Origin of the sequence: Rhizobium sp. BK049 (assembly GCF_014193135.1) — a bacterium.
Taxonomy (GTDB): domain Bacteria; phylum Pseudomonadota; class Alphaproteobacteria; order Rhizobiales; family Rhizobiaceae; genus Rhizobium.
This window is the reverse complement of the sequence record NZ_JACHYV010000012.1, coordinates 118,017-133,549: the sequence shown is the minus strand read 5'-3', so window position 1 is coordinate 133,549 and position 15,533 is coordinate 118,017. Positions and strand designations below refer to the sequence as shown.

At 63.5% G+C, this 15,533-nt stretch carries 18 protein-coding genes and 1 riboswitch; of the genes, 7 read left to right on the top strand and 11 right to left on the bottom strand.

The features are described 5' to 3' along the window. The first annotated feature begins 179 nt into the window (after window positions 1-179). Together FHT70_RS14890 and FHT70_RS14885 are read left to right on the top strand one after the other, a co-directional pair. Complete coding sequence (locus tag FHT70_RS14890; protein ID WP_183702499.1) at window positions 180-1,202, top strand: LLM class flavin-dependent oxidoreductase; 1,023 nt, start codon at window positions 180-182, stop codon at window positions 1,200-1,202. Between the two features lie 184 nt (window positions 1,203-1,386). After that, window positions 1,387-2,292 (top strand): LysR family transcriptional regulator, encoded by a 906-nt coding sequence (locus tag FHT70_RS14885; protein WP_183702496.1) that lies wholly within the window; start codon window positions 1,387-1,389, stop codon window positions 2,290-2,292. On the opposite strand, the gene FHT70_RS14880 is transcribed toward FHT70_RS14885, so the two are convergent. Continuing rightward, window positions 2,252-3,544 (bottom strand): MFS transporter, encoded by a 1,293-nt coding sequence (locus FHT70_RS14880; protein ID WP_097598082.1) that lies wholly within the window; start codon window positions 3,542-3,544, stop codon window positions 2,252-2,254. The two genes, FHT70_RS14885 and FHT70_RS14880, sit on opposite strands and share 41 nt — an antisense overlap. Next, window positions 3,541-4,191, bottom strand: a complete 651-nt coding sequence (locus FHT70_RS14875) for a helix-turn-helix domain-containing protein (protein WP_097598081.1) — start codon at window positions 4,189-4,191, stop codon at window positions 3,541-3,543. Before FHT70_RS14875 ends, FHT70_RS14880 begins: the two co-directional genes overlap by 4 nt. A gap of 154 nt (window positions 4,192-4,345) precedes the next feature. On the opposite strand from FHT70_RS14875, the gene FHT70_RS14870 reads away from it, so the two are divergent. Beyond that, window positions 4,346-5,029: a class I SAM-dependent methyltransferase gene (locus FHT70_RS14870; RefSeq protein WP_183702493.1), complete on the top strand. Its 684-nt coding sequence runs from the start codon at window positions 4,346-4,348 to the stop codon at window positions 5,027-5,029. Here FHT70_RS14870 and FHT70_RS14865 read toward each other — a convergent pair. From FHT70_RS14865 to FHT70_RS14845, 5 genes are all read right to left on the bottom strand, one after another. Beyond that, window positions 5,019-5,822, bottom strand: coding sequence for an ABC transporter ATP-binding protein (locus FHT70_RS14865; protein WP_183702490.1), 804 nt, complete (start codon window positions 5,820-5,822; stop codon window positions 5,019-5,021). The genes FHT70_RS14870 and FHT70_RS14865 overlap by 11 nt on opposite strands. Window positions 5,823-5,829: 7 nt before the next feature. Continuing rightward, window positions 5,830-6,867, bottom strand: coding sequence for an iron ABC transporter permease (locus FHT70_RS14860; RefSeq protein ID WP_097598078.1), 1,038 nt, complete (start codon window positions 6,865-6,867; stop codon window positions 5,830-5,832). Next, window positions 6,864-7,868, bottom strand: a complete 1,005-nt coding sequence (locus tag FHT70_RS14855) for an iron ABC transporter permease (protein ID WP_097598077.1) — start codon at window positions 7,866-7,868, stop codon at window positions 6,864-6,866. Before FHT70_RS14855 ends, FHT70_RS14860 begins: the two co-directional genes overlap by 4 nt. Window positions 7,869-7,888: 20 nt before the next feature. Then, window positions 7,889-8,857: an ABC transporter substrate-binding protein gene (locus FHT70_RS14850; RefSeq protein ID WP_097598076.1), complete on the bottom strand. Its 969-nt coding sequence runs from the start codon at window positions 8,855-8,857 to the stop codon at window positions 7,889-7,891. Between the two features lie 130 nt (window positions 8,858-8,987). After that, window positions 8,988-10,085, bottom strand: coding sequence for an adenylate/guanylate cyclase domain-containing protein (locus tag FHT70_RS14845; protein WP_097598075.1), 1,098 nt, complete (start codon window positions 10,083-10,085; stop codon window positions 8,988-8,990). 217 nt (window positions 10,086-10,302) lie between these two features. Here FHT70_RS14845 and FHT70_RS14840 point away from each other — a divergent pair, with 217 nt between their 5' ends. After that, entirely contained in the window at window positions 10,303-10,506 is a 204-nt protein-coding gene (locus FHT70_RS14840) for a hypothetical protein (protein ID WP_183702487.1), read from the top strand. A 9-nt stretch (window positions 10,507-10,515) separates the two neighbouring features. Further along, the gene (locus FHT70_RS14835; RefSeq protein ID WP_183702484.1) at window positions 10,516-10,740 is read left to right on the top strand and encodes a hypothetical protein; all 225 of its coding nucleotides are present in this window, start codon (window positions 10,516-10,518) and stop codon (window positions 10,738-10,740) included. Between the two features lie 77 nt (window positions 10,741-10,817). On the opposite strand, the gene FHT70_RS14830 is transcribed toward FHT70_RS14835, so the two are convergent. Next, window positions 10,818-11,126 carry a hypothetical protein gene (locus FHT70_RS14830; protein WP_097598132.1) on the bottom strand — a complete coding sequence of 103 codons (309 nt, stop codon included), beginning with the start codon at window positions 11,124-11,126 and terminating at the stop codon, window positions 10,818-10,820. Window positions 11,127-11,300: 174 nt separating this feature from the next. Further along, entirely contained in the window at window positions 11,301-11,747 is a 447-nt protein-coding gene (locus tag FHT70_RS14825) for an SRPBCC family protein (RefSeq protein WP_097598074.1), read from the bottom strand. A gap of 184 nt (window positions 11,748-11,931) precedes the next feature. After that, a riboswitch (FMN riboswitch) is annotated at window positions 11,932-12,074 on the top strand. A gap of 79 nt (window positions 12,075-12,153) precedes the next feature. Between FHT70_RS14825 and FHT70_RS14820 the strand changes: the two genes are divergently transcribed. Together FHT70_RS14820 and FHT70_RS14815 are read left to right on the top strand one after the other, a co-directional pair. After that, entirely contained in the window at window positions 12,154-12,588 is a 435-nt protein-coding gene (locus tag FHT70_RS14820) for a 6,7-dimethyl-8-ribityllumazine synthase (RefSeq protein ID WP_064694549.1), read from the top strand. A gap of 146 nt (window positions 12,589-12,734) precedes the next feature. After that, the gene (locus FHT70_RS14815) at window positions 12,735-13,424 is read left to right on the top strand and encodes a VOC family protein (RefSeq protein ID WP_183702480.1); all 690 of its coding nucleotides are present in this window, start codon (window positions 12,735-12,737) and stop codon (window positions 13,422-13,424) included. 141 nt (window positions 13,425-13,565) lie between these two features. Here FHT70_RS14815 and FHT70_RS14810 read toward each other — a convergent pair whose 3' ends face one another. Then, window positions 13,566-14,342 (bottom strand): DUF1194 domain-containing protein, encoded by a 777-nt coding sequence (locus FHT70_RS14810; RefSeq protein WP_097598131.1) that lies wholly within the window; start codon window positions 14,340-14,342, stop codon window positions 13,566-13,568. A gap of 174 nt (window positions 14,343-14,516) precedes the next feature. Further along, window positions 14,517-15,419: a LysR family transcriptional regulator gene (locus tag FHT70_RS14805; protein WP_097598073.1), complete on the bottom strand. Its 903-nt coding sequence runs from the start codon at window positions 15,417-15,419 to the stop codon at window positions 14,517-14,519. Window positions 15,420-15,533 lie beyond the last annotated feature (114 nt).

Sequence of the window (15,533 nt, the reverse complement as noted above, 5' to 3'; positions counted from 1 at the left end):
CTGCATACTCGGCCCCGGAAAAGCGACTCGTTTCCCGATATTTGCGAGCATTGTCTCGCATCCCGCTTCTGCAAGAGTCGCCGGCCAAGCGCAGCGTTCCATCCGGTTACGATTGTCTTGCGCACCGAAACTATGCGATGACCAATCCACCAAGAGATGCAACGGATAAAAGGCGCGCCATGAAGAAGATCGGTTTTCTCTCGTTCGGGCACTGGACGCCCTCGCCCCAATCGCAGACGCGCTCGGCAGGTGATGCGCTGCTGCAGTCGATCGACCTTGCCGTTGCGGCCGAGGAGCTCGGCGCCGATGGGGCTTATTTCCGCGTGCACCATTTCGCCCGGCAGCTCGCCGCGCCCTTTCCGCTGCTTGCCGCCGCCGGCGCCAAGACCAGCCGGATCGAGATCGGCACGGCGGTTATCGACATGCGCTATGAGAACCCGCTTTACATGGCCGAGGATGCCGGTGCTGCCGATCTTATCGCCGGCGGGCGGCTGCAACTCGGCATCAGCCGCGGCTCGCCCGAGCAGGTGATCGACGGCTGGCGCCATTTTGGCTATGCGCCGCCGGAAGGTCAGAGCGAGGCCGACATGGCCAGGCATCATGCCGAAGTCTTCCTCGAAGTGCTGCGCGGCGAAGGCTTCGCCAAACCGAACCCGCGGCCGATGTTTCCAAACCCGCCGGGCCTGCTGCGCCTCGAGCCGCATTCGGAAGGCTTGCGCGAGCGTATCTGGTGGGGCGCAAGCTCCAACGCCACCGCCGTCTGGGCGGCCAAGCTGGGCATGAACCTGCAGAGCTCGACGCTGAAGGACGACGAGACCGGTGAGCCATTCCACGTCCAGCAGGCCAGCCAGATCCGCGCCTATCGTCAAGCCTGGAAGGAAGCCGGCCACACGCGCCAGCCGCGCGTTTCGGTCAGCCGCAGCATTTTCGCGCTGGTCGACGACCGAGACCGCGCCTATTTCGGCTACGGCAACGACGAAAGCGACAAGATCGGCTTCATCGACGAGAAGACGCGGGCGATCTTCGGTCGCAGCTACGCTGCCGAACCTGACGTGCTCGTCAAGCAGCTTGCGGAAGACGAGGCGATTGCTGAGGCCGACACGCTGCTCCTCACCGTGCCCAACCAGCTCGGCGTCGACTACAACGCCCACGTCATCGAGGCGATCCTCGCTCACGTCGCTCCGGCACTCGGCTGGCGCTGACGGCGAGGGTTGGCGCGAGCCTTCGATATGCGCTGTGGTAATGCGAAACGGCAGCTGTCGTTGGGCCGGCATCATTTCGATGCGCCCGGGACCTAACTGGCGCGGTCGGCGTTGATGATGCGAGCCTTGAATCGGTCACGTCGCGACCGACTTAAGGCTGCAGTCGAATCGCTCGAGTTGCCTCATGCCGCGCACGAACCTGAACGACATCCTGATCTTCATGGCCGTCGTCGATGCCGGAACCTTTATCGCCGGGGGGCAGGCCATGGGCCTCTCCCGTTCGGCGGCGGGAAAGGCCGTCACCCGCCTCGAGGAGCGGCTCGGCGCGCGCCTGCTCAACCGTACGACGAGGACACTCAGCCTGACTGATGAAGGACGAGTGTTCTATGACCAGGGGCTGCAGATCCTGGCATCGGTCGACGAGGCGGAGGCGAGCATTGCGGGGCGAAGTGGTTTGCCGCGAGGCGTTCTCAGACTTGCCGTTCCCGATGTCTTCGGGCCGCTGGTCATGCTCCCTTTACTCGAAAAATATCTTCGCACGTGGCCCGACGTGCAGGTCGAAGTGAGCTTCACCGATCACGCGGCCGACATCGTCGAGGATGGCTTCGATCTGGCGATCGGAATTGGCGCGAAGTCGTCGGCCGCCGACAGCCGATTGATCACGCGCGTGATCGCGAGTGACAAGGTGCTGCTCTGCGCCTCGCCCTCCTATCTCACCGAACGCGGCGTCCCCAATGATATGGCGGATCTGGCCGCCCATGACTGCCTGTTCGTCACCAGCCGCGGCCAAAGGCAGGGCTGGCGCTTTCGCAGCGGTGGCGGCTGGATCAAGGCGCAGGGGCGCAGCCGCCTGAGGCTCGACAGCGGTGAAGCCCTCCACGACGCTGCCCTGGCCGGCTTCGGGATCGCTCTCCTGCCGAACTTCATCATTGCCGCCGATTTGACCGCCGGCCGTCTCCGGCAAGTCCTCCCTGATCTAGAAACCGACGACACCAAAATCTTGGCGCATTATTCCGACAAAGGCGTGTTGGAGCCGCGCGTCCGCTGCTTCATCGATCTGTTGATCGAGGAATTCGGAGGTCAAGGCTAGGCCCGCGCGGCGCTGATGCCACCGCCTTGTCAAAACCGCGAAAGCTCTTGAGCGCCAGCGGAGAGAGGGTGGCGGCGAGGTAAGCGAGGCCGCAGAGAAGCAGCGCCGCGCCAAGCCCGATTGTGCTGATCAGCGCGCCACCGACGAGGCCGCCGAAGGGAATGAGGGCAAAGCACAGGGCGGTGTTCATCGCGGTGACGCGCCCGGACAGCGGTTTGGGGATCCGCTCGAAGATCACCGCCGACAGGATCGGGTTGAGGAAACCGGAGGCAAAGCCTGCGATTGCGAGTGTTGCAAACACGGAGCCGAGCGGCGCATCCACCGCGAGCACCAGGAAGCGCGGAAATCCGGTCAGGAGGAAGGCCACGGTATAGACGATCAGACGCGGCATGCGCTCGCCGATAACAGCGGCAATCACCGCGCCCGCGATGGAAGCGCCGGAGAAGGCGGCGAACATCGCTCCGAGCAGCTCCGGCCCATGCCCGGCATTCTTCGTCCAGACGGGCAGCAGCACGGCGTGATAGGCCTGATCGAGCAGATTGGTGATCGCCACCATGGTGACAATGCTGACGAGCACGGCGTCGCTGCGCAGAAAACGCCAGCCTGCCCGAAGATCGTCGAGATAGGACGACGTTCTGCCAGGCCGCGAGTCGGGCGCGGCGGGGATCTTGGGAACGCGGCGGGTGCCGGGTATGCCTGATGCAACGACCAAGGCAGCCGCAGCGAAGGTGGCGGCGTTGACGAGGAGCGCCTGACCCGGGCCGATCAGTCCGATCAGCGCGCCCGCGCCGGCCGCACCCACCGTCGAGGCCAGCCGCTCGATGGCGCTGGAGACGCCGGTCACCCGTTCGAGCGGCACTTCGGCGAGGGTCGCGATATCGGGAACCATGGCCTGCTTGGCGGCATCGGAAGGCCCGCGCAGCACACCCATGGCAAAGACGAGGGGCAGCAGCACCGGCACGGTCAGCACAGCGAAGAGATCGAGAAGCGGCACCAGCCCTACCGTGATCACGGAGGCCGTGTCGCAGATGATCGCGATGCGCTTGGCGCCGATGCGGTCGATCAGCGGCCCGCCGAGCGCCTTGGCGAGCACATAAGGCAGCATCTCCATCATCGCCGTCAGCCCGGTCAGCACCGGGCTGCCTGTGGCGCTCAGCACGAGCCAGGGGATGGCGATGGTCGATAGCCGGGTGCCAGAAAGTGAAAGTGTCTCTGCGGCGGCAAGCGCCAGGAATGGCCTGCCTTCTCTCACCGCTCGTCCTCCCACTCGCGGTGCGGCAGCCGGCCCGGATAGGGGAAGGCGTGCAGCATGACATAGAAAGGAACCATGCCAGGATTCCGGGACGCCGCCTCCCCCAGCGGCGGGGCGGCCCGCATCGCTTCAAGGATGATGCCTGTCAGCCGCTTCGTCAGGGCCTCGGCTTGTTCCGCCGTCATCGGGATGATGATGTCGTCGGCCGTTGTCGCCCTGCGCCATTCCGCCGGCAGCTCGGCATATTCCTCCAGCGCCTGCTGCATCTGGCCGACCTGCAGCGAGAGAGCCGCCTGGTTGAAGGCCATGTCGAGATCGAGCGCCTCGCCTTCGGATTCGCTCGGGGGAACCGAGGTCAGTTCGTGGCGGGCACGCCACCAGCGGTCGCGCCGCGAGACATGCGGCGCTTCCTCGATGAAACCGTATTGGGCGAGCTGGCGCAGGTGATAGCTGGTCGCGCCGCTGTTCAGGCCTAGCCGAACGGCGAGCTGCGTCGCCGTGGCGGGACCGTCGATCCTCAGCATGCCGAGCATGCGCAGCCGAACCGGATGCGCCAGCGCCTTCAGCGCGGTCGGTTCGGGCACGACACGGCTGACGGTGCGCGAGGCAACAGCATCGGCGGCGGGTTCGGACTTCTGCTCTTTCATGACCCATCATATAATTGCAAACATATCTTTGCAAATAATCCGTTGCAAAACTATCCACCTCCGAAAGGCGCTTGAAAACCGGCTTCGGCCCTAGTCAAGCATCATCACGCGCCCTAAGAGCATCGCCACGATCCGCATGAACAAGGGGCAAGGGATGGCTGAGGAAGCGCAGAAAAACATCGGCACGTGGTATATCGACCCCCATGCCGAAGACAGGATGGCCGATGGGCATGCTCCGATCTGGCGCCACCTGATCGATCTCATGCTCGAGCGGGACCTTTCCGAAAAGAGCGTGCTCGATTTCGGCTGCAACCAGGGCGGCCTGTTGCGGCATCTCTATGCGATCCGCCCATTCCGCAAGGCGCTGGGTATCGACATCGCCGAAACTTCTATTGCCAAGGCTGAGACGCTGACAGGCAATCTGCCGATCCGGCATCAGGTCGGCGGCAGGCTGGAGGGCTGGAGCGACGAATTCGATCTCGCCCTCAGCCACGAGGTCATTTACCTCGTCCCCGACATCGACGCGCACGCTGCCGATATTCGCCGGGCACTGAAGCCGGGCGGCGTCTATTATGCGGTGACCGGCTGCCACACGGACAATCCGCTCTGGCCGAAATGGCGCGAGCTCGTCGCCAACCGCACCAATACCGTCGTTCAGGATCGGTCGATCACCGATTACGGCCGCGCCTTCGAAAGGGCAGGCTTCGACGTTTCTGCCCGCAAGCTTGAATATGACGGATTCATTCCCTTCGTCGCGGATGGCTGGACGCCGGACTTTGCCGATGCGCTGAATTACTACACGCAAACAAAAATCGTCTTCCGGCTGGTCAAGCGCTAAACACTGCTGGCTGAAGTTTCATCAGCTCCACATCGAAATGCGGCGGACTATTCGGAGCGAGCTGGACGAAACGGCCCCTGACGCGGAAGATTTCCTGGACGAGGCCGCACTCCGCAAGCTCGCGCGGCGCGCCGTCGAACCTGAGCTGCCCCTTTTCGAGCAGCGAGATGCGGTCGCTGACGGCGATCGCCTGGTTTATGTCGTGGATCGCCATGACCACGGTGACGCCCTTTTCGCGGCTCAGCCGATGTACGAGATCGAGCACTTCGACCTGATAGCCGATATCGAGGAAGGAGGTCGGCTCGTCGAGTAGCAGGATCTCCGCCTCCTGGGCGAGAGCGGCCGAAATCCACGCCCTCTGTCGCTCCCCGCCGGACAATTCGCGCAGGCTGCGATCGGCTAAATCAGACAGGCCGGTGCTTTCGAGCGCCCATTCGATCGCCTCTTCGTCGCGGCTGTCGTAATAGCGGAACAGACCGACATGGGGATAGCGGCCCTGGCGCACGAGCTGGGCGACGGTCATCTCGTCGGGCGCCGTCGGCTGCTGCGGCAGGAAAGCAAGCTTCTTCGCCAGCATCCGGCGCGACATGGAAGCGACGGCAACGCCGTCGAGCGACGCCCTGCCCTCCGCCGGCCGGATGAGGCCGGCCAGCGCATGCAACGCCGTGCTCTTGCCAGAGCCGTTCGGCCCGATCAGCGCCCGGATCTCCCCCTTTTCGAGCGAAAGGCTGAAGCTGTCGAGAGCTTTGCGCTTGTTGTACATCACCGAGAGGTCGGAACAGGACAATGGCATTTCGGCCTCACATGGTTTTGCGCAGCAGCGCCAGCAGAAGCGGCACGCCGAAAACGGCCGTGACCACGCCGATCGGGATTTCCTCGGCATGGCCGAGTAGCCGGCCAATGAGATCACCGAGCGCGACGACGACGGCGCCGAGCACGATCGTCAGCGCCAGCGACAGCCTAAAATTCCGCCCGGCCAGGAAGCGAGCGAGATGGGGCACGATGAGGCCGACGAAGACGATCGGCCCGACCGCGCCGACGGCACTTGCCGCAAGCGCGCAGGAGACGACCAGCACGATCGAGAACTGCCTGCGATAACCGAGCCCGAAGGACCGGGCGACGGGCGCATCGAACTGCAGCAGCATCAACGGCCGGTAGATCACCGGCAGCATGGCGAGGCCGGCGATGGTGAAGGGCAGCAGGAAGAGCGCATGATCCCAACTGCGGGCGTAAAGGCTGCCGGACAGCCATTCGAGAATGATCTCGATGCGGGCCGATCCCCATCCGGCGATGAGGCCGATCGCCACCGCATGCAGCACCGCGCCGACCGCCACGCCGCAGAGCGTGATGCGTAGCGCGCTGAGGCCGAGGCGGAAGGCGAGCAGATAGATGACGCCGCCGGCGAGTAGGCCGCCGGCAAGCCCTGCCGCCGGCAGCCATGCGACCGGCAGTTCGGCCAGCGTGTTCGAGCCGGGCTCGAAAATATAGACGGTAAACAGCAGAAAGATCGTTACCGACAGTGTCGCTCCCTGCGACACGCCCATCAGCGAGGGATCGGCAAGCGGATTGCGGGTGATGGTCTGCAAGAGATATCCCGCCAGCGAAAAATGAATGCCGGCTAGGATGCCGGTGGCGATGCGCGGCAGCCGGATATCCAGAATGATCAGCCGCGCCTCCGCCGAGCCGCCGCCGCTCAGAACGGCCGCGACGTCTCCCATGGGAATGTCGGCGACGCCGAGAAAGATCGCCGCCGCAATTGAGAGGACCGTTAATACGGCGAGCGCAGCTGTCATGCCGAAGCTTGCCTGACCGGCCAATATCGATGCCGGCGCGCTCATGGCGTCTCACCGGCAAGGCTCAGCCGCCCGCGCTGGACGAGATAGATGAAGATCGGGCCGCCAAGCATTGCGGTGACGATGCCGACGGGCAGTTCACGCGGGATGGCGATGCTGCGCGCGAAAACATCGGCGACCGTCACGATCAGCGCGCCGAGCGAAGCGCTCAACCCGATCTCCCAACCCGTGCCGCGGGGTTTCAGCAGCCGGGCGATGTGGGGAGCGGCAAGACCGACGAAGGCGACCGGCCCGGCGACGGGCGCAACGCCCGCGACCGGAATGACGGCAAGGATGAGAACGAGCGGCTTCCACAGGCCGAGCTGCAGGCCCATGCCGGCCGCCGCATGATCGCTCAGCATGAACATGCCGATGACCCGCCGCAGAAGGAGCGTCCCGGCAACCCCGGCGAACGTCCAGGGCAGCATATAGAGGACATGTGACCAGCTGCGCCCCTGGAAGCCGCCGGCAAGCCAGAAGAGCAGCGATGCCGATTGCGGCCCTGTCAAGAGCAGCACATAGGTGGTGATCGCGCTTAAGAACAGCGAGACGCTGACGCCGCCGAGCGCAAGCTGCAGCGGCCGCCCCTGCCCGCCGCGCGAAACCCAGAATGTCACCGAGGCAGCCAAGACCCCGCCGGCAAGGCCGATGAAGGGATAATAGGCAGGTGAAAGCCAGGGCAGAAAAACGAAGCAGCAGACGATCGGCGCGACCGCCCCGGATGTCACGCCGGTAATGCCCGGATCGGCCAGCGGATTGCGCGTCAGCGTCTGCAGCAAGTAGCCGGAAACGGCAAGGCCCGCCCCGCCGGCGGCCGCCGCCAGGCTGCGCGGCAGCCGCAGCGTCCAGACGAGGACAGATTCGAGCTTGCCGTCGGGCGCCAGAAGCACGCGCAGCGCTGTCTCGACCGAAAGCGTCTTGGCGCCAACCAGCAAGCCGAGCATCGTCGCCAGCATCGCGGCGGCGACAATGAGCCCTATGGCCAGGAATGATTGCCGGGGGCTCATCGCAGGCCTTTTCCTTGAACTTAGTTCTGCAGTTCGGCCGGGATCAGCTTGGCAGCCTCGGCCTTGACATCGACAGCCGGGAACGTGTCGGGGTAGAGGTAGTGCGCAGCCTCGCGCAGCACGATTTCGCGGGCGATCGGGCCGTTGGTCTCGACCCACTGGTCGCCGACGTAGAAGACGCGGTTGTTCTTGACTGCCGACAGCTGCGACCAGATCGGGTTGCTCTCATGCGGGCGATCCGGGCCCGAATCATAGACGAAGATGACCTCCGGATCCTTCTCGAGCATGGTTTCGAGGCTGAGGTCGATGCCGAACTCGCCGCCCGGATTTTTCGGCCCCGGAACATTGTCGCCGCCGATCGCGGCGACGATCGAGGCCGAGGTATTTTCCGTGTGGAAGGCGAAGGGTGTCGCGCCGCCCCACATGATCAGGAAGCGCGGGTGAACGCCCTTCGGCGCCTTGGCGGCAAATTCCGCAAGATGCTTGCGGAATTCGGCGTTCAGCTGCTCGCCGCGTTCGGGCTGGCCGAGCAGCTTGGAAAGGGCGGCGGTCTCGCTGTAGCTCTCTTCGAGCAGTTCCATATTATAGGCGACGTAGGGCGCGATGTTTTGAAGCTGCGCCGCATTGCCGACCGTATAGCGGCGGATCGCGACGATCAGATCCGGCTTGGCTTCGGAGAGAAGTTCCAGATTGGGCTTAGCGCGCTGGCCGATCTGCTTCATTCCGGAAGTCAGGCCCAGCAGGAATTCGGGCTCGCGGCCTTTCGTCATATAGGTGCTGGCGACCGGCTTGATGCCGAGTGCCAGCGCGACGTCATCTGCGAAATAGGAAATCGAGGCAAGGCGCTTCGGCTGTGCCGGAACTTCGACGGTGACGCCACGATCGTCGACGACCGAGACTTTCTTGCCGTCGTCGGCCGGCGCGGCCCCTGCCACGAGCATTGCGGACAGTCCGAGGGCCGAGAAAAATTTATGTGCGTATCGAGTCATATCTGAAAACTCCCCTCTGACCGGCAGAGGCTTTAGCCAAAAAAGCGGAGTTTAACAATCATGATTCTTTTGCGCTGTTTCTGGGAAGGGACGGCACTGCCTGCACAAGCGGTCAGTTCCCATCTCAGGCTCAATCCTCAGCCAAAGTGAAGACGGCGCACGGCTCGGCGATGCCGCGCAGGGCGTGCTCGCCGAGCGGCGTCAGCGCAGCCTGGGTATTCGCCGCCACGGCGCCTGAGATCAGCACGCTGTGGCCGAGCGGCTTGCAGAGCCCTTCCAGCCGGCTGACCAGATTGACCGCCGGGCCGATGGCGGTGAAGTCAAGCCTGTCGGCGGCGCCGATATTGCCCCAGAGGATTTCGCCGAAATGCAGGGCGGCCCCGAAGGGCAGCGGCGCCAGCCCCTCAGCCTCACGCATCCGATCGAGATGAACCATGCCGGCGCGGCAGGCGGCTACAGCCCGAAGCGCCGCCTCACAGGCCTCTCGATCAGCTCCGGCCCCGTTGCCGGAAGCAGCAGTGACGGGAAAGATCGCCAGCACGCCGTCGCCGATGAATTTCAGCACCTCGCCGCCGAAGGCATGCACGGCGCCGGCGACGCGGTCGAAATAAGCGTCGAGCGCGGATATCATCGCCTGCGGCTCCGTCACTTGGGAAAGCGCGGTGAAATCCCGCAAATCGGCGCAGAGAAGAGCGGCGCGAATGGTTTCGCCGGTGCCCCGGGCAAGCGCACCCGCCTGAACGCGAGCCGCACTGCGCCGGCCGAGGTAGGCTTCCAGCAGCGCCGCCTGCGCTTCCCGCGCAGCAAGGACTGCGAGTGGCGCCGCAGCAAAACGCGCGACGTCCTGCAGCCGCGCGGCTTCATCAGGAGAAAATTCGTCCGCCCCTGCCCCCTTGCCGATGCCCGCCCAGCCGAGCACGGCGCCGTCCCGCGAAGCTCCAATCCTCTCCTCCCAAACCGGCCCGAGCCCGGCTAGCCATTCGCGCCCGGCATCGCTTTGCGGTGCGGCGGCAAACCCCAGCGCCTCGATGACGGCTCCGGTTTCCGCCCGCCACAGCCAGCTACGCCGCGCTATGATCGGATGCGGCACCGAAAGTGTCAGCGCGCCGCCGGAAAGCTCCAGGCCGTCGGCCAGCAGCCGGCGCCCGAGCTCGGCCAGAAACCGTTCGGGGCCGGGCGAAGCCGCAGCCTCGTCAATCAGCCAGGCAATGGAGGAAGGCAGATCCATGGGTTAACATTGGCATTGCAACAGGACGGGGGCAACCCCGCGACATCAGCCCCACGGAGACTCCTGCGGCATCTCAGGAGGTCTCCGGTATTCGCCTGTTGGCAACCAAAAATGCGCAACGACATCGTAGGACTTGTGCCGAGGATCTGCGGCGATCCAATTAAGAAAATGTAAATAAAGGTTTTCTGTTAATGATTGCCCTGGCCAGATGCAGAGCATGACTGACTTCATCGGCCCACTCAGGACACCTGTGGATTTCCTATCGGCACTTGCCCCCGCCGAGTCCCTCCGCAACCCTGTCAACCCCACCTCCCAACAACACTGTGGAAAACCATTCATCATGGTGGAAAACAACCCAATAAACACCTTTAAATTGCGCGACATTCGTTCGTTTATGTGCGAACTTGTCATTAGCGATTGAGGGGTTGCTATGGGCACGACATACTGGCCGAAAGACCCGCTGGACGGGAATGACATGACCCTGCTGACGTCGATCCTTCGGCGCTGGTGCGCGCGTTATGGGATCGAGTTTACAGCCGAAGAAAGCAAAGGGAAGGCGAAGGAACTCGTCGAATGGTTCGAGTTCGGTGTCAAGGATCCGGCCGAGCTCGAAGAGCTGATCGACGGAAAGCACTGGCTCGTCAGCCGCATCTGAGCGCAGCGTTATTTCAGCTGATAAAGGCCGGGCGAAACATCGCACCGGCCCTCGTTCGTCTCCCTCTGTCAAAAGTTTTAGTAGTCATCGCGCCAGCGGCGTTCGCGGTCCCAGCGCCCCTCATAGCGCCAGCGCGGGCCATCCCAATCGCGATGACGCCGCTCCCAGCCCCAGCGGGGCGGACCGCCATAGAAAGCTACAGGCGGCGGGCGGCGCCAGTTGCGCCGGCATTCGCCCCAGCGGGTCAGATGCCAGCCGCGACCACAGGCGTAGTCGACCTTTGTGACAGTGCTCTCAACCTTGATTGCCCCGATCGGCATCGCCTGAGCTGTGCCAATCGAGAGGCTGCCAGCGAGCAAGGCAGCCGCGATAGAAAGTGCCTTCATCGAAAACTCCATTTCATCCAGCCGCAATCACCTTAGGACCGCCAAATTGAACTGGAGATGAACTGCGCGTTCATGTTTGCGGACGATAAAGCAGCACTTTTTTTGACCGCAGCGGACCGTTCTTCCCGTAGGGTCAAGCGCTTGGGGAGCATCCTGTCGCCTGCCGAAAACCGTTCATGTCCTTCCGTAAAAAGGATCTGGACCCGGGTCCCGCCCGGCCGCGACTTCCGTGAGCCGGCCGAGATAATGCGCCCAGCCCTCCTCATGACCGGCGCATTGCTCCGCACTCGGCAGACCGCTATGGGTGAGCCGCAAAAGCGTTCCGCCTCCTTGCTCGATCAGATCGATCTCGACCAGGCTCGATCCCGGCGGCACCACCTCGCTGCCATCCCAGCCGAAGCTGTAGGCAAGCCGATGCACCGGCACCACCTCGCGGAAGGAGCCGCGCGCAAAACGGGCGCCGGTGACGTTCACGAGATAGAGCCCACCCGGCTCCGGCTCGACCTCGGCCTCCGTCCCCATCCAGCGCAGGATCTTCTCCGGATCGGTCATCAGTGCAAACACCGCCGCCGGCGGCGCCGCAAGATGCGCCTCGCGGCGCACGACGAAAGATTCTGGCATCGCTCTCTCCCATGGTTGCTGCTCTACCCCTCAATGAGGCCGAGCAGCATGCTTTTTCGACATGGATGTCCTCAGCGGAAGCATGTAGGTGGATGCGCACGCTGCGCAAGGGCGATGGGGCACGTGCCCTTCGGACGAAAACGTCTTCCCTATTGCCAGCCCGCCGCCTTGGCCCTATTGTCCGCGCCGTTCTCAGGGCGGGGTGAAAGTCCCTACCGGCGGTATGCAGTTTCGATTGCGAGCCCGCGAGCGCCTTCCTCGGAAGGGTCAGCAGATCAGGTGAGATGCCTGAGCCGACGGTCATAGTCCGGATGAAAGAGAACGTGCGCTGCTGCTGCCCTCCGGGCTGGCTGCGGATGCTCGTGATCGCCTTGGGTGATGTGTCTGTACGCCAAAGGAGATTACCATGACACCCACCCGTTATGCCTTCGTCAAAGCCGGCTGGCACGCCGATATCGTCGACCGTGCGCTCGAAGGTTTCCAACAGCTTGTTCCCGCCGAACAGATCGACGTATTCGACGTCCCCGGCGCCTTCGAAATGCCGCTGCTGTCGCGCGATCTTGCCGCGAGCGGGCGCTATGCCGCCGTCATTGCCGCCGCCTTCGTCGTCGATGGCGGGATCTACCGCCACGAATTCGTCGCCCAGGCCGTGGTCGATGGCCTAATGCGCGCCGGCATGGATACCGGCGTGCCGGTGCTGTCGGTCTCACTGACACCGCATCACTATCAGGAAACCGAGCATCACACGCAGATCTACCGCGCTCATTTCGTCGAGAAGGGCCGTGAGGCTGCGCGCGCCGCTCTGATGATCGGCAAAACGCGCGCCGCCCTTGCTGCTTAAAAGCTAGCGCAACAGACGGCGGGATGGCCCGCCGTCTTCTTCATGTCGACTGAAGAATTGATTCGACGCTCGACCCGCGCTGTGGTCCACTCGATCCTGACATGTATCGCCATTCTTAATGCGTCCAAACCTCAAGGGAGCTGAAGATGAGCAATGCAATGCGCAGTGAACCCCCAACCGAATCCATGAAAACACGACCGGGCGACACCAAGCTCGAAGTGGTCGTCATTCCCGTTTCCGACGTCGACCGCGCCAAACGTTTTTACGAGAGCCTTGGCTGGAGGCTAGAAGCCGATTTCGCCAATGATGCCGATTTCCGCGTGATCCAGTTCACCCCACCGGGCTCCGGTTGCGCGATCATCTTCGGCAAGAATGTCACCGCCGCCGCTCCCGGCTCCGCCCAAGGCCTCTATCTCATCGTCTCCGACGTCGAGGCCGCAAGGCGCGATCTCATCGCCCGCGGCGTCGAGGTGAGCGAGGTCTTCCACGATGCTTCAGGCGTCTACGCCGGCAAGGACGAGCCCTATCTCTTCGGGCGCCTGCGCATCGCCGGCCGCGACCCCGACCACCGCAGCTATCGTTCCTTCGCCTCGTTCAAGGATCCCGATGGCAACGGCTGGCTGTTCCAGGAAGTCACCACACGCCTGCCGGGACGCATCGACGCCGATGAGACCGCCTTCTCGACATCGAGCGACCTCGCCGCCGCCCTCCGCCGCGCCGCCGAGGCCCACGGCGAACACGAGAAGCGCAATGGAGGCAAACACGACGAGAACTGGCCGGACTGGTACGCCGAATACATGGTCAGCGAACAGGCCGGCAGGCAGCTGCCGTTATAGGTGGCGGCACGGAGCAGCCGCCTTGCCCGTCGGCACCTCAAGGTGAGGCTCTTCGAGCGGCAGATGCTTTCTTCTTTGCTTTGTCGGTATGCCATGTGACAACCACACGGCATACCCTCTCCGGGCTCATCAGGTCGCGACTCACCGATCGAATATATCCCGCCACTGCTTCTCGCCGATCAGACAGTCCGCCGTCGGCGCGTCGGCGGCTATCCTCTCCACCGTCGGCGAGGGTGAAATGCCGCTGATCTCGAGCACCAGCTTGCGGCGCACGGCGATGGCGAAATCCTCAATCCTGTGGACCGGCAGCACGAAGCTGCCGGGGCCGCCGATCACGCAATCGGCGTAATATTTGTCGAGCCCTCCGGGAGCATCGGAAGGACGCAGCATGATCGCCAGCCCGTTGATGATCATGCCCGACGCCACCGCCTTGTCCCTGGTGGCCGTCACCGGGCTGCCGGAATTGTTCGGACCGTCGCCGGAGACGTCGATCACCTCACGCCTGCCGCGAAAGGGTCCGGTGGTGATCATGCTGGCGCCCTGATCGATGGCTGTTGAGATCGAGGTGCGCCGTTGCGTGGCTATCGGCCGGGCGTCAAGCTTATCGGCGAAGGCGATCGCATCCGCTTCCGTCTCAATCACCTGCCAGTCGATCATCGAATCCTGGACGACATAGCCCGCCCATTCGAAATAGCTGATGGCGATGCGGCCGGTGAGCCCGCCTTTGACCGCATCGATGAATTCCTTGTGCTTGAGCGCCTCGACATAACCGTCGCGCTGAATGCCGATCTCTTCGAAATCCATTGACCGCGAGGTGTCGACGGCAAGCACCAGCGTCACATCAACCTCGTTTGCGCCCGCCCCAACTGTCGGCACGACTCCGGTAAGACCCATGAGTACCGCAAGCGTGGTCAGCATCGGCAAATCCCCGCGCATCGAGCAGGGAAATGTAACACAACTTGGCCCGCGAAGGACGCCCGGCCTCGTGCGGGGTTTCAATTTTCGGTGATATCAGGAGCGCCTGCCTTGTGCCTTGAGGCCGCTGCGGGGAACTCACAGAGAGACTCTCCTGCCATGCAGCTTTCCAGGACCTCAACGCAAAGGCGCCCATAAAGGGTTCTTCCACGCCTTCAGCGCTTCCAGAAAAACCTGCAGGCGCAGCGGCAGGAAGCGGCGGGTGGGATAGACGGCGTGCACGAAGATTTCCGGCGAGGACCAGTCCGGCAGCAGGCGAATGAGCTCGCCTCGGTTGATCCCTTCGTCGCAATAGGTCGAAGGCAGCAGCCCGATACCGTGGCCGCGATAGGTAAAGGCGCTGACCGCCTCGAAGTCCCGACTGGAGACCGGCCCGGACACGCGCACGTGGGCCGACTTGCGGCCGCTGACGAGATGCCAATCCGCCTCGCCGTTGCGGCCGTTCAGGAGCACGCATCGATGATCCTTCAGGTCCTCGGGCTTTAATGGAAGGGCCCTGCCCTCGAGATAGTCGGGCGTCGCAACCAGATAGCGCACACTCCGGCCGAGCCGCTGCGCGACGATGGAAGAATCCTTGAGTTCGCCGAAACGAATGGCGAGATCGACATTCTCGGCGACCAGATCGAGGAAAAGGTTGGTGACGAAGAGATCGATCTGGATATCGGGATATGTCCTCAGGAAGGACGAGATGAATTCGTAGAAGACGTCCTGCCCGAAGATGACGGGCACGGAGATCTTCAGCAGGCCTTCCGGCTTCCTCTGCGTCTCCGTCAGCGCCTGCTCGGCGTCCATAAGATGGGCGAGCGGTTCGCTGCACCTGTCGTAATAGGCTCGACCCTGCGCGGTAAGGCTGAGCTTGCGGGTCGTGCGCTGCAGCAGCGTCACGCCGAGCTGCTCTTCAAGCGACGTCACCTTCCGGCTGACGGTTGAAACCGGCATGCCGAGGGAATAGGCCGCACGGCTGAAGCTGCCATACTGCGCCACCTTCACGAAAACGGCGATGTCGTTGAGATCGGCCATGCGCCCATTTTTGCATTGATGCAAAAGAGAATCCAGATATTTCCATCTAATCGGGGAATGGAGTTTTCGCCATATTCACTTTGCGAAAACAACCACAACCCAGATGGCGGCGCG

What these genes read in the sequence shown, in the direction of transcription:
- FHT70_RS14805 (WP_097598073.1), bottom strand. Translation starts at nt 15,419, where the DNA reads ATGGCCGATCTCAACGACATCGCCGTTTTCGTGAAGGTGGCGCAGTAT.
- FHT70_RS14890 (WP_183702499.1), top strand. Translation starts at nt 180, where the DNA reads ATGAAGAAGATCGGTTTTCTCTCGTTCGGGCACTGGACGCCCTCGCCC.
- FHT70_RS14835 (WP_183702484.1), top strand. Translation starts at nt 10,516, where the DNA reads ATGGGCACGACATACTGGCCGAAAGACCCGCTGGACGGGAATGACATG.
- FHT70_RS14830 (WP_097598132.1), bottom strand. Translation starts at nt 11,126, where the DNA reads ATGAAGGCACTTTCTATCGCGGCTGCCTTGCTCGCTGGCAGCCTCTCG.
- FHT70_RS14810 (WP_097598131.1), bottom strand. Translation starts at nt 14,342, where the DNA reads ATGCTGACCACGCTTGCGGTACTCATGGGTCTTACCGGAGTCGTGCCG.
- FHT70_RS14820 (WP_064694549.1), top strand. Translation starts at nt 12,154, where the DNA reads ATGACACCCACCCGTTATGCCTTCGTCAAAGCCGGCTGGCACGCCGAT.
- FHT70_RS14865 (WP_183702490.1), bottom strand. Translation starts at nt 5,822, where the DNA reads ATGCCATTGTCCTGTTCCGACCTCTCGGTGATGTACAACAAGCGCAAA.
- FHT70_RS14815 (WP_183702480.1), top strand. Translation starts at nt 12,735, where the DNA reads ATGAGCAATGCAATGCGCAGTGAACCCCCAACCGAATCCATGAAAACA.
- FHT70_RS14870 (WP_183702493.1), top strand. Translation starts at nt 4,346, where the DNA reads ATGGCTGAGGAAGCGCAGAAAAACATCGGCACGTGGTATATCGACCCC.
- FHT70_RS14840 (WP_183702487.1), top strand. Translation starts at nt 10,303, where the DNA reads ATGACTGACTTCATCGGCCCACTCAGGACACCTGTGGATTTCCTATCG.
- FHT70_RS14845 (WP_097598075.1), bottom strand. Translation starts at nt 10,085, where the DNA reads ATGGATCTGCCTTCCTCCATTGCCTGGCTGATTGACGAGGCTGCGGCT.
- FHT70_RS14860 (WP_097598078.1), bottom strand. Translation starts at nt 6,867, where the DNA reads ATGAGCGCGCCGGCATCGATATTGGCCGGTCAGGCAAGCTTCGGCATG.
- FHT70_RS14885 (WP_183702496.1), top strand. Translation starts at nt 1,387, where the DNA reads ATGCCGCGCACGAACCTGAACGACATCCTGATCTTCATGGCCGTCGTC.
- FHT70_RS14875 (WP_097598081.1), bottom strand. Translation starts at nt 4,191, where the DNA reads ATGAAAGAGCAGAAGTCCGAACCCGCCGCCGATGCTGTTGCCTCGCGC.
- FHT70_RS14855 (WP_097598077.1), bottom strand. Translation starts at nt 7,868, where the DNA reads ATGAGCCCCCGGCAATCATTCCTGGCCATAGGGCTCATTGTCGCCGCC.
- FHT70_RS14850 (WP_097598076.1), bottom strand. Translation starts at nt 8,857, where the DNA reads ATGACTCGATACGCACATAAATTTTTCTCGGCCCTCGGACTGTCCGCA.
- FHT70_RS14825 (WP_097598074.1), bottom strand. Translation starts at nt 11,747, where the DNA reads ATGCCAGAATCTTTCGTCGTGCGCCGCGAGGCGCATCTTGCGGCGCCG.